The sequence below is a fragment of the Aporhodopirellula rubra genome (assembly GCF_014192335.1).
GTDB lineage: Bacteria > Planctomycetota > Planctomycetia > Pirellulales > Pirellulaceae > Rhodopirellula > Rhodopirellula rubra.
In genome coordinates, this window is sequence record NZ_JACHXU010000025.1 from 125082 (window position 1) to 136878 (window position 11797).

An 11797-nucleotide genomic window follows, 5' to 3' on the forward strand; every position below is an offset into this window, starting at 1 on the left:
CGCGGCCCGGCCGATTAGAGAGACGGCCTATCGAGGAGATAGGCCGCTTTTAAAGCATTTCTGTCTGCGTTCTAGCTGCCGTCGCCAAACGCAGGGCCAAATGTTGGGTGGCACCGTTCGTCCTGCACCGACAGCCTCAAGTAAAGCAGGCTGATGCCGCCGCCTGACCTGAATAGTGATGCTTGCCACATCGCTCAGCATCCTGACGCATCGCTGCCGGAGAACCCACGCAGATCGATTTCCCAAAATATCTCTGCCACTCCCATACCAAATCACGCCACATCGACGCGTCGATCCCGATCTGGCTCAGCGTCGTTGCGAGCGATTTTGGAAGCTTCTCCGACGCTTCGGCAATGCCCTGTTTTGCAGTCCAACGGAGCAACCGAAGATAGTCACGGATCGACACATGCAGAAACCCCTTGTCGCTCGCTCGCAAGCCATCACGATTCAATTCTGCGTCAGTGGACAGCTTTTCCGGCGATAGCGTCAAAGGCGCCAGCCAAGCATCACGGCGAATTCGCTTCCCCGTTGGATTCCGCTTCTTAGCCTTCTGCTTTGCGCGAAGCTCATCGACAGGCGTCTCACGAATTTGCTTTGCCGCCTCTTCGGTAGGAACTGCCTTGAGATCGAACGCAGCTGAGTCAATCTGCTTCCCGTGACCGGCTTGGATACGATCGAACGCCGAGGTGTGCGGCGCCTTCTCGGGATCCGACGCCATCGCCGCACGCACCGGGTTCAAGTCGACGTACATGCTACACGCGAGCAATCCCGCCTCATCAACAATTCGTTGGGCCTTGAAGCGCCCCTCCCAAAACCGACCGGTGCATTCATCTTGTTTGTTGGCCATCCGAGAAATCGGTTCCGCCAACGACCGCATGAACCAAGAAATATCTGACATTCGCTGACGAATCTCCGCGATTCGCTCGGCGTTTCCTGCCAGCGTTTTGACCTCATGCTCGGTCGGCTCGGCAAGATGCTCTTCCATCCTCCGGCCAGGAAACACTCGCAGCCAGCGAATCGCAACCTCCCCATCACTCCAGCTAGCCACAACGTCAGGCCGATTGCGCAAAATCACGTGCAAGTGATTGCTCATGACAGCGTAAGAAAGCACATCGATACCAAAAACCGACGCAAGAGCCTCCATTCGCCGGCGAATCCACTCCTTGCGGAACGAATAATCCTTGCCTGACTCACGATCGACGCCAGCTAGAAACGCGCGGCGCACACACCTCTGAACCGCATGCACGATGCAGATTTCACTATTTGCAAACTGCTCTTCTCGTTTCGGCCTGGGCATAGGTCAAATCCCGAAAGGGTGTCCTGATTACAAAAACCAATCTAACCAAAAACCCACCACTGTCAACCATATGGTGGGTGGCACCGTTCGGCGGCAAGTACGCCAGCCAATTTATCAATCTTCAGTCAATTCGTGGCGGCGCTACGAGGAACAGCTCGCTCCGTTAGTCGCTCGCTTAATGGATCGAGGTATCGTGTCTCGGGATTTTGCGTACTAGCGGATCGTGTTGTGCTTTCGCTGGCTTGGAAAAAAGGATGCATTTGCAAGGGGGAGAAAGGAGTCGGGGCTGTGGCAGTCTCCCAGCCAATGGGTTGAAAAGGTTCCTTGGCACTTGAGTCTCTTTGGAGGCCATGCTCAAGGCCTGTGAAGTTAAGGCTCCAACCAGTCCATCGCCCATGGTCGCGAATTGCAAGCGTTCGGTCTGGCTGCGGCTGAATATCCAGAAAGTATGCAAGTGGGGCCTGTTTGGCCGGGGCATGGTGGCCCGACAAGCTGGATGGAGCATCGTTCGGCGGCAGATGCAGTTAGGCATCGGCCAAAAGTCTTGGGGGGGTGATGTGTCACCTCGGAAAAGCGGCTGGCAACTGTGCTGTTCGTTCCTCCCGCCCGACCGTGGTTTTCGTGTACCACCAGCGGGGACGCGGTGGTGCGAATGCATGCGACTGTTGCTACAGCCGGCAGTTGTTGAGCGTCATTTCGAAGACGGCCGAGGCGCCGATTGCTTTGAGTTGGTCCATGGCGTCGACGACGTCTGCGCGTCGGATCATGACTTGGACGCTGCACCATTCCGCGTTTTCGAGCGAATTGATGGTTGGGGAGTTGAATCCGGGCGTGATTTTCTCTGCTTCGGAAATCTTGGCTCGCGGGATGTTGTATTCGACCAGTGAGTAATCTCGGGCGATGACGACGCCCTCGAGTCGCTGGACCAACCGGTCTGCGATTTCCGAATGTCGGGGTTTGGTGTTTTGGATCAGCACGGTTTCGTAGTGGCCGATCTCTTCCAAAATTCGCAAGCGGTTTGCCGCCAGGGTGCTGCCCGTCTCGACCAAATCGACAATCGCGTCGGCGACGCCGAGCTGGATCATCGCCTCGACGCTGCCGGCGAGTGAGACCAGATGGGCCGTGGCACCGTGTTTGGCTAGGTATTCTCGCGTGACGGTCGGAAAGCTGGTGGCGATCCGTTTGCCGTCGAGTTCCGCCGCGGAGGTGATCGGCGCATCGTCGGGGATGCAGAACGCCAATCGGCAGCGGCCGACGCCGAATTTCATTCGCTCTTGAACGTTCGCTCCGGCCTCTTCGACCAGGTCGCTGCCGGTGATCCCCATGTCGATCGCACCCTCGGCACAGAGTGTCGGGATGTCATCGGTTCGGAGGTAAACGAGATCGACGTTCAGGCCGCTGACGCGAGCGAAAAGCCCCCGGTTTTGGCGGCGGAATCGCAGCCCGGCTTGTGTCAGTAGATCGGTAGCGAGATCGCTCAGGCGTCCCTTGCTGGGGATGCCTAATCGAAGGTGTGAGTCGGAAATCAAGGCCGTGTCCTTTGTAGGCTAGTTTGTCTTTCGGGATGCTTTCTCGGCCAGTCCCGAGGTGCCTTCGCGGCGGGCGAGTTCGGCGGCGACTTCGTCGAGGGAAATGCCTCGCCAAGCCAGCAGGACGAGTGTGTGGTAGATCAGGTCACCGGCCTCGTAGACGGCGTGCTCGCGATCGGCGTCACCGGATTCTCCCGCCGCTTCGATTAGTTCCTCGGCTTCCTCACGAATCTTCGCACCGATGGCCTCAGGACCACCGTCGAGAAGTTTGGTCGTGTAGGAACCTGCCGGGCGTTCAGCGGCACGCTTCGCGAGGGTGGACATCAAGCGATCGAGCGGGGCGAGCGATTCAGGCACAGCGGAGGGTGCTTTCTGCAAGGGTTACGGGACGTGTTCCTGAGAACGCAGATCGTAATCGGCGCGTGTCGGTTCGCCAACCGGCGAGCTTTTTTGCCGCACGTTGCCGGGGGCTCGTGGCATTTCGCGGCGCGGTTCTCGCCGATCGGGCTAAGCGGACGGGCGGGGTGTGGGGGCGGCGTCGTAAACCGTGGGCTTGGTTTTGACGCGAATTTGCCCCCAGTCTCGTGCGATTATCTCGTGCGATTATCTCGTGCGATTGCCCGGTCGCGTCAGGAGGAGCGTCAATCAAGTGAAGGATGCGTCACTTGACGCTCGCGTGGACGCCCGAGCGTTTTTGGCAGTGGTTGCAGAAGAACGTCGATCGCTGAGCCTGGACGATTCGCCGGATCGTGCCTTTCTCGCATCGCGAGCAGGCTTCGTCGGCCCGATCGTAAACGCGGTGCATGTTCTGGTAGTTGCCAGATTGGTTCAGTGCGTTGCGATACGTTCCGTCGCTCAGCGTGCTGCCTTCATTCGCGATCGCCTCACGGAGCACTACTCCGATCGCGGAGTGGAGACGTGACCACTGCGGACGCGTCAGTTTCCTGCACGCCAGACGCGGATCGATCCCGGCGACGAAGAGGATTTCGGCGGCGTATAAATTGCCGATCCCCGCCACGACGCTCTGGTCGAGCAAGGCGACTTTGATCGGCCTGGCGCTGGCGCTCAATCGTTCTGTCAGCGTGGACTGCCGGATCAGCAAGGCGTCCTCGCCGAGTCTCGCGTCAACGTTCGTTTCGTACTCGGTGGGGCTCATCAATCGGATCGTTCCCAGGCCGCGTCGGTCCCAGACGAGCAGTTGCAACGCGGGCTGCGTTTTAACGCTGTCGAAATCAATCCGAAGTCGTAGGTGATCGACGCCGGGCGGATCGGAGAGCAGGACCAGTCCGCTCATTCGAGGTTCGATGACGATGCGATGGTCGTTTTCGAATCGAATCATCACCCGTTTGCCCCGACGCTCGATCGCGGACACCGTTTTTCCCGATAGTCTCCGGTGCATAGTTTTGGCACTCGGTTCGATCAGGCATGGGCGGCACGCGATCGGAGGTTGTTCGATCAGTTGAACGCGGCGGCCAACGATTGGACTGATGCCGCGGCACATCGTTTCGACTTCGGGTAATTCCGGCATTACGGCGACTTTGCGTCGGACTCGTCGATTCGGAGCAATCCCAGCGTCTTGGCAGAGGAATCGAGTTCAAACTTGTATCGGTCGAGGAAGCTGAGGCCGAGCAGCGGTTCGGCGTTGGCGGCGATCGGTTCGAGGACGACGGCCTCAACGTCCTTCGCTTCGAATTGGCCTACCCGGACGGTTTCGAGTACCACTCGCCGGCCGTTGATTTTGCCACCGTTGGCGAGTACCAATGGAACCACCGGAGCATCGTCGGGGACTGTGACATGCAGTTTTGCCGCGGCGTCGGCGGGTAACGTAATAAGCGTGGCGCCACTGTCGATGACCATGCGAATCGCCTGCTGGTTGACGCTGACCATGGTGAAAAGAGAGCCGTTGGATCCGACGTCGAGCGGGATCGTTTCTCGGAATACTTCTTTTTCAAAATCTCTCAGCCGATTGTCGAGCGCTCGCAGGATGGACATAGCGTCCACTTCTTTCGGCACGTCGAAGTTAGCGTGCATCACGTCGATCGCGATCTGGACCTTCGGGTCTTGGAGGTCCTCGGTGATCGCCTGCGTGAGGTCGGTGATTCGTTTTCGGGCTTGAAAAACCGACTCGGCGTATTTCTCTTCGGATTGGTTGACTTGAGACCGTACGGCGCGGACGACAGATTGCTGCGCTGTTCGTTGTTTTCTCAGTTCGCTGATTTGAGTTCGGGTTGCGTTGATCAATGCGACGAGTCGGTTGTTACTGCTGACGTCGAGGCCGGCGACTCGGGCTAATTGCAAGTTGAGTTCACCGTCCTGGCGGTTGAGTTTGCTGATCTCGGCTTCGATTGACGCGAGTTTGGTTTGAGTGTCGAGGAGTTTTTTTTGTTCGAGTCGCAGTTCGCGGCGGCTGCGGGTGATGCCGCTGAGAACCCGGGAGAGTTCCGCCGCCTCGGTGCTCTGCAGTGCTTTTCCGCTGCGGCGAAGGCCTGCGTCTTTAAGGACTGCGTCTGCTTTCGCAACCACAGCCTCGGAGTACACCGTTTGGATGCCCGGGGACAGGCCGCCGTCGTCGGCGACCGACATCGCGGCAGTCTGGACTGACATCCACGGGGCCAGGAGGCAGAAAAAGAGGGCGTGAAGCTGCGTTGCGGTGGGGGTGTGCGGCAACATGGCGATCCATCAAAGGGTTTTCAAGCGAGCCGACTATTGTACGCTAAATAGTTGGCGTGGCTGACTCTGTCCGAAGCCCCATCATCGCATCCTCCCTCCCCCGGTAAAGTCGTACCTGATGGACGTCTCGAAAATGAAGCCGATTCCCATGACGTGCCCTACATGCGGACGAAAATTTTTGTCCGACGAGACCCCGACACCCCCGTTTTGCACCTCGCGATGTCAGTTAATTGATCTGGGCCGTTGGTTCAACGAGGAGATCGGTGTCCCGTTTGAGGGCGAGCCCGGTGACACTCCCGTCGAGTATCGCGACGAGACCTTGCCCGAGCGTGACGGCTAGTCCACAATGGGGTGTGAACCAATCTCGCGTCTGCGGGGTCTATGATTCACTAACGATAGCCTTTTTCAGAGTGCGCGGTCCCGGTCGTTTGAGTGACCCGCCTAGTGAAAAAGGTTTCTTTTTTAGGCATTTGCAAACTTTTTCAGGATGACAGGCATGGTTGAATCCGTCCCCATGACCCGTGAGGGCTATAACAAAATCAAAGCTGAGATTCATCGTCTTGAAAACGTGGAGATGCCAGCGGTAACGGAAAAAATCGCCGAGGCTCGCGAAGAAGGCGACTTGAAAGAGAACGCCGAATACCATGCGCAGCGAGAAAATCAGGGCATGTTGATGGCCAAAATCAACGAGCTCAAAGACAAAATCGCACGAGCGACCATCATCGATCCGTCAAAATTGCCAAAGGATGAGGTCGTGTTCGGCTGTACCGTGACGGTCGAAGATGTTGCCTATGGCGATGAAGAGCAGTTCACGCTTGTAGGTGCGGGTGACGAAGATTACGACGCTGGAAAGATTCTGGTAACCAGCCCGTTCGGCCAAGGTCTGCTGGGTAAGAAGGTCGGCGAAGTCGCTGAGGTGGATGTGCCCGCTGGTAAAATCAAATTTAAGATTCTGAAGATCTCGCTGGAATTTTAGGCGGATCGGAGGCCGCTGCGGCGGTTCGGCCGGGGTGCCTGTTTCTATTCGGGATGCCAGTTGCTGTATCGGCGGGGCATCTCGAGTGCAAGAGATCTCAACGCATTTGAAAGGAGTTGTCCGGTGGCTAAGTCAGAGCAGCAGCGTCAGAAGAAACTGGCGAGAAAGAAGGCGAAGGACCGTCAGAAAAAGCAGCAACTCGTACGCGAGAAACAGCGGTTCGCATCCTTGGCGGGAAAGATGTCTGCGGCGGCTGCGGGCAAAGTTCTGAAGTCCATGGTGGGCAACGCCGATCAGGGATTGGCAACCGTGATGATTGCTCGACAGGCGCCTGAAGGCCAAGTGGCCGTTGGGGTCTTTCTAGTCGACATTTTCTGCCTGGGTGTCAAGAATGCGGTGGGGGTTTACTACTCCCCGGGGCAATTCAATGAAATGTCGAGCTCGCTGATTGAAAAGCATTCTCTTGAGGATGTGTCTCCAGGGAGGGCGCGAGGCCTGGTAGAAGCATCTGTTGAGTATGCCAGGGCGTCAGGTTTGTCTCCGCATCCTGACTACCGGAAGGTTCAGCTGATCTGGGGCGACATCGAACCGGAGTCGGTCGAAGGCGTCTACGAATTCGGTCACGAAGGGAAGCCGTTTTATATGGTCGGGCCCTATGATGATGCCGCCACGCAGGGGATGGTCCTCAGCAAGCTTGAGTCAACGCTCGGGGTTGGGAACTTTGACTTCATGATTGGCGGATTCGCGGGCAGCGACGCCGACTTTGAAGGATTTTCTGCGCTGGAGCATTTCGATGACGAGCCCGATATGGACGGCGATGAAGACGCCGGCGGGATCGTTGATGGGGCCGTTGTAACCCACCGGATCAATTCTGCTGATTGATCCCTTTGGGTGGGTTTTGAGTGCCCTGTGTATTTCGATTGAGCGGCGTCTCCCGCTGCGCGCTCTCGAATCTCGTGTGCCTGTAAAACGCTCTCGTCATGCCCGTGTATTGGGCAATCGCCGTCGAGCTGGCTTCAATGCTGAGTCGGTCGCCATATGTGAGAATTGCGCATGCTTCTCTTTTAGTGCGGTTATTCGCGTCTTTGTTGCTGTTTAGTGCGTTCGCGGGATGCTTCGCGTGTTTTACGCCTTTTGTGTTTCACGCATTGGCCCAGCGGATGCTTCTCTCTGCGTCCGTCATCTCAAGGTCCTATTTCTGCTCGTCGTTTGAGCAGTTTGTCCGGGCTCGTCATTTTTGATTGGGTTTCGTTACTGTGTCGATTGTTTTGGGTGCGTCGCGATTAAGGCATCTCGCTTGCTTGCTATCTGTGCTGGTTGTTCCTGTTTTGTTGGTGGGTTGCTCGTCTGGGGAGGTCACCCTGGAGGATTTGGAAGCGGCCGCTGCCAAGGTGGATGTTTCGGATCTTAAGATTGACGAGACGGATGATGCACCTGCCGCGATGTTGGACCTTGAGAAGTCTGATTTGAAATTCGGTTTTATTAAGTTGACCGATTGTGCTCCGCTGGTGATCGCAAAAGAGAAGGGCTATTTCGAAGACGAGGGCCTCAACGTCACTCTGGAATCGCAGTCGAACTGGAAGATTCTGCTCGATAACGTGATCAACGGCCAGCTCGACGGTGCTCACATGCTCGCCGGCCAGCCGATCAGTGCGACGATTGGGATTGGAACCAAGTCGCCGATCGTGACCGCCTATAGTCTCGACTACAACGGTAACGGCATTACGGTGAGTAACGCGGTCTGGGAGCAGATGCAGGAGAATGATCCGAAGCTCAAGAGCCCGACGCCGGAGCATCCGATTTCGGCTGAGAGTCTGAAGCCGATCGTGCAGGAGTATTTGGCGGATCAGGGTAAGCCGTTTCCGATGGGGATGGTGTTTCCTGTCAGCACGCACAACTACGAGATTCGTTACTGGCTCGCTGCCGCGGGGATTCATCCGGGCATGTACACCGAGAGTGACCTGAATGGTTTTCAGGGTGCCGAGGTTCAGTTGTCGACCGTGCCTCCGCCGCAAATGCCGCAGAACCTCGAGGCTGATATCGTCAAAGGTTACTGTGTGGGTGAGCCTTGGAATCAGAAGGCTGTTATCGCCGGGATCGGTGTTCCTGTCACAACGAACTATGACATTTGGAAGAACAATCCAGAGAAGGTTTTCGGTGTAACCAAAGCGTGGGCCGAAGAAAATGAGAGCACGCACCTCGCGGTGATTAAGGCTCTGATTCGTGCCGGCAAATGGCTCGATGAAACTGATGGGTCAGGCAAGTTGGTCAACCGTCAGGAAGCGGCGAAGATCCTCAGCCGAAAAGACTATGTCGGTGCCGAGGAAGATGTGATCGACAATTCGATGACGGGCACGTTCGTGTTCCAGGAAACGGACGTGCGGGAGATGCCCGACTTCAATGTCTTCTTTAAATACTACGCGAGTTACCCGCACTACAGTGATTGCATCTGGTTTCTGACGCAGATGCGTCGCTGGGGGCAAATCACCGAGCCGAAGCCGGCTGATTGGTATGAGGAGATCGCCAAAGAGGTTTACAAGCCAGAGATCTATCGTCAGGCCGCTGAGTTGTTGATCAGCGAAGGAAAGATGGATGCAAGTGAGATGCCGGCGGCTGACTACGACGGCTATCGTGAAGCAACCTCAGAATTCATTGACGGCAACACATACGATGGTCGTGATCCGATCGGTTACATCAATAGCTTTGAAATCGGCAACAAGGAGGAGCTATGAACTGGCGTGGAGGTTTACTGAGGTTCTGTGAGGTTGCTGGTCTTCCGATTTTTGAACCGTTCGTTCGCTTGGCTGCGGGCGAAGACAAGAAAGAACAGTTCGTTGGTATCGCGAAATACGTGTTGCTGCCGATCGTTGCGATCGCATTGTTTCTCGGCTTTTGGGCGATGGCTGCCAACACGGTCGTTACCGACAGTGCCAAGTTGCCCAGCCCGAAGGCGACCTGGGATGCCGGTGCTCAGTTGATTGCGATGCACTTTGAGCAAAAGCAGGCGGACCGTTTGGCCAAGCAGGAAAAGGTTGGTGAAGCGGTGCGGTACATGGCGGAAGCCAAGGCGTACGAAGAGGCAGCTGCGAAATCGAGTGGGGCACGGCAAGAATCGTTGGCTGCCAAATCGTTGTCGCTGAAGAAGCGTGCGGTTTCGGCTGTCAATTTTGAGGCTTCCAGTGCTCCGACTTTTATCGACCAGATTTGGACGAGTGTGGGAACCGTGTTTTTCGGATTCCTGCTGGCGACGGTGGTTGCGGTGCCTCTCGGGGTGCTTTGTGGTATGAGCCCGTGGTTCAATGCCGCGTTGACTCCGTTCATTCAGATCTTCAAACCCGTCAGTCCTTTGGCTTGGTTGCCTTTGGCGTTCATCGTCATCATGTGGTACTACGCCGGTTACGCTGCGGGAGAAACCTACTTCAACAAAGCGTTCTTGATCTCTGCGACGACAGTTTGTCTGTGCTCGCTGTGGCCAACGCTTGTGAATACGACTCTCGGTGTTGCGAGTGTCGACAAAGATTTTATCAACGTCGCTGACGTGCTCCGTCTGTCGTGGGCTCAGCGATTGTTCAAGATCATTTTGCCTGCGAGTTTGCCGCTGATGTTCGCTGGAATGCGAATCAGTCTCGGTGTGGGTTGGATGGTTTTGATTGCCGCTGACATGCTCGCTCAGAATCCCGGTTTAGGGAAGTTTGTCTGGGATGAGTTTCAGAACGGTAGTGAACTGACATACGCACGAATCGCATTTAGTGTGATTGTGATTGGGATGATCGGCCTCGTGCTCGATCGGATCATGATCTTTCTCCGGAATCTGGTTAGCTTTGGCAATCCTGCCCCGGCCTAACCTTAACGATTCGTTTTCGTTCCGCAGTCGGTCGTGTGTGGGGACACGGGCTGGCTGCGGAACGTTTTTCTTATTCTCGCTTCGCTAGCTTAAAGCAGCTTTTATGAGTGTTCTATTGCGTCCCGAGCCGGTCGCTATTCGGCGGCCGGACACGCCCGCACCGACGCCAATTTTGCAAATGAAAGGTGTTTGCAAAGGTTACGGCAGCGGTGTCACGCGGACGGAGGTCGTTAACAATATCAACCTGAATATTCGCGAGGGCGAATTCCTTGCGGTTGTGGGTTTCAGCGGCAGCGGCAAAACAACTTTCACGCAACTCGTCGCCGGATTGATCAAGCCCGATAAGGGAACGATCACCATGGAGGGCGAGCCAGTCACATCGCCATCGCCGGATCGCGGTTTGGTTTTTCAAAACTACTCGTTGCTGCCTTGGCTGACTGTCCGCGGCAATATCGCGTTGTCGGTTAACTCGGTGTTCAAGGATTGGTCGGCAGCCGATCGACGTGCTCATGTCGAACGGTTTATCGACATGGTCGGATTGAGTCACGCGGCTCATCGTCGGCCGCACGAATTGTCCGGTGGGATGCGGCAGCGTACATCGCTCGCTCGAACACTCGCGATGAAACCAAAGATGCTCTTGCTCGACGAACCGTTGTCGGCACTCGACGCATTAACGCGTGCACAGCTCGGCGATGAGATTCTCAAGATTTGGGAAGAAGAGCGGCAAACGTGTTTGATGATTACGAACGATGTCGATGAAGCCATCCTGTTGGCGGACCGGATTGTGCCTCTGAATCCAGGGCCTTCGGCGTCTTTGGGCCCCGCGTTTACCGTCGGTATCGACCGGCCGCGTAATAAGACAGAACTGAATGACAGCGAACACTTCAAATCGCTTCGCAACGCGGTCACGAACTACCTCGTCGCGGTTCGGCAGAAGGCGCGGGCCACTGAGCAGGCAGCGACGAAGCATTTGAAATTCCGATTGCCTGAGATTAAGCCGGAGGATCTGACGCGAAAGGGTCGCGCGATCCATAACCAGCCACCTCGCTAACGCGAGCTTCCCCACACAAACATAGAGAGGTAATCCGCGATGCGTGGTTATGTAGAATTATTCCGTCTCGGTAAGACATACGACACCCATAAAGGGCCGGTCGTTATTGTTGAAGAGTTCGACCTAAACCTAGAACAGGGCGAGTATGTTGCCTTGCTCGGTCACTCCGGTTGCGGCAAGAGCACGGTGTTGACGATGGTCGCGGGCCTGAACCCGATCACGACCGGCGGTGTTGCTATCGATGGTCGCGAAATCGATGGCCCCGGTCCCGATCGTGGCGTGGTGTTTCAGTCACCATGTTTGATGCCGTGGATGACGGCATTGGATAACGTCATGTTCAAGTAAGCCGCTAGCGCGGCGGTTTTGTATTGGTGGTGGAATGGACGCGTGACGGATTGTTGGAAGCAACCTTTCAGGAGGAGCTGTTCGC

Annotated in this window: 11 protein-coding genes and 1 pseudogene; 7 read left to right on the top strand and 5 right to left on the bottom strand. The window is 56.2% G+C overall.

The features are described from left to right. Positions 1-136 precede the first annotated feature (136 nt). The 5 genes from FHS27_RS25545 to FHS27_RS25565 all read right to left on the bottom strand — a co-directional run bounded on the left by FHS27_RS25545 (position 137) and on the right by FHS27_RS25565 (position 5430). Positions 137-1297, bottom strand: a complete 1161-nt coding sequence (locus tag FHS27_RS25545; protein ID WP_184308389.1) for a transposase — start codon at positions 1295-1297, stop codon at positions 137-139. Positions 1298-1965: 668 nt separating this feature from the next. After that, positions 1966-2826, bottom strand: a complete 861-nt coding sequence (hisG, locus tag FHS27_RS25550; protein ID WP_009095528.1) for an ATP phosphoribosyltransferase — start codon at positions 2824-2826, stop codon at positions 1966-1968. A gap of 18 nt (positions 2827-2844) precedes the next feature. Further along, positions 2845-3183: a phosphoribosyl-ATP diphosphatase gene (gene hisE, locus FHS27_RS25555; RefSeq protein ID WP_184308391.1), complete on the bottom strand. Its 339-nt coding sequence runs from the start codon at positions 3181-3183 to the stop codon at positions 2845-2847. A 304-nt stretch (positions 3184-3487) separates the two neighbouring features. Beyond that, positions 3488-4354 (bottom strand): bifunctional DNA-formamidopyrimidine glycosylase/DNA-(apurinic or apyrimidinic site) lyase, encoded by an 867-nt coding sequence (mutM, locus tag FHS27_RS25560; protein WP_184308393.1) that lies wholly within the window; start codon positions 4352-4354, stop codon positions 3488-3490. Further along, complete coding sequence (locus FHS27_RS25565) at positions 4354-5430, bottom strand: retropepsin-like aspartic protease family protein (RefSeq protein ID WP_184308395.1); 1077 nt, start codon at positions 5428-5430, stop codon at positions 4354-4356. The genes mutM and FHS27_RS25565 overlap by 1 nt, the downstream gene beginning before the upstream one ends. A 184-nt stretch (positions 5431-5614) precedes the next feature. On the opposite strand from FHS27_RS25565, the gene yacG reads away from it, so the two are divergent. From yacG to FHS27_RS25600, 7 genes and pseudogenes are all read left to right on the top strand, one after another. Next, entirely contained in the window at positions 5615-5836 is a 222-nt protein-coding gene (gene yacG, locus FHS27_RS25570) for a DNA gyrase inhibitor YacG (protein ID WP_083904767.1), read from the top strand. Between the two features lie 156 nt (positions 5837-5992). Further along, the gene (gene greA / locus FHS27_RS25575) at positions 5993-6472 is read left to right on the top strand and encodes a transcription elongation factor GreA (protein ID WP_184308397.1); all 480 of its coding nucleotides are present in this window, start codon (positions 5993-5995) and stop codon (positions 6470-6472) included. Between the two features lie 123 nt (positions 6473-6595). Further along, on the top strand, positions 6596-7354 hold the full coding sequence (locus tag FHS27_RS25580; RefSeq protein WP_184308399.1) for a hypothetical protein: 759 nt from the start codon (positions 6596-6598) through the stop codon (positions 7352-7354). Between the two features lie 428 nt (positions 7355-7782). After that, entirely contained in the window at positions 7783-9204 is a 1422-nt protein-coding gene (locus FHS27_RS25585; protein WP_184308431.1) for a CmpA/NrtA family ABC transporter substrate-binding protein, read from the top strand. After that, a complete protein-coding gene (locus FHS27_RS25590; RefSeq protein WP_184308401.1) occupies positions 9201-10316 on the top strand; it encodes an ABC transporter permease in 1116 nt (371 codons plus the stop codon). The genes FHS27_RS25585 and FHS27_RS25590 overlap by 4 nt, the downstream gene beginning before the upstream one ends. 103 nt (positions 10317-10419) lie before the next feature. Beyond that, positions 10420-11367 (top strand): ABC transporter ATP-binding protein, encoded by a 948-nt coding sequence (locus tag FHS27_RS25595; RefSeq protein ID WP_184308403.1) that lies wholly within the window; start codon positions 10420-10422, stop codon positions 11365-11367. 39 nt (positions 11368-11406) lie between these two features. Further along, positions 11407-11703: pseudogene (locus tag FHS27_RS25600) on the top strand (ATP-binding cassette domain-containing protein); the annotation flags it as partial. Between the last annotated feature and the right edge of the window lie 94 nt (positions 11704-11797).

What these genes read in the sequence shown, in the direction of transcription:
- yacG (WP_083904767.1), top strand. Translation starts at nt 5,615, where the DNA reads ATGGACGTCTCGAAAATGAAGCCGATTCCCATGACGTGCCCTACATGC.
- FHS27_RS25545 (WP_184308389.1), bottom strand. Translation starts at nt 1,297, where the DNA reads ATGCCCAGGCCGAAACGAGAAGAGCAGTTTGCAAATAGTGAAATCTGC.
- FHS27_RS25590 (WP_184308401.1), top strand. Translation starts at nt 9,201, where the DNA reads ATGAACTGGCGTGGAGGTTTACTGAGGTTCTGTGAGGTTGCTGGTCTT.
- FHS27_RS25595 (WP_184308403.1), top strand. Translation starts at nt 10,420, where the DNA reads ATGAGTGTTCTATTGCGTCCCGAGCCGGTCGCTATTCGGCGGCCGGAC.
- greA (WP_184308397.1), top strand. Translation starts at nt 5,993, where the DNA reads ATGGTTGAATCCGTCCCCATGACCCGTGAGGGCTATAACAAAATCAAA.
- mutM (WP_184308393.1), bottom strand. Translation starts at nt 4,354, where the DNA reads ATGCCGGAATTACCCGAAGTCGAAACGATGTGCCGCGGCATCAGTCCA.
- FHS27_RS25565 (WP_184308395.1), bottom strand. Translation starts at nt 5,430, where the DNA reads ATGTCAGTCCAGACTGCCGCGATGTCGGTCGCCGACGACGGCGGCCTG.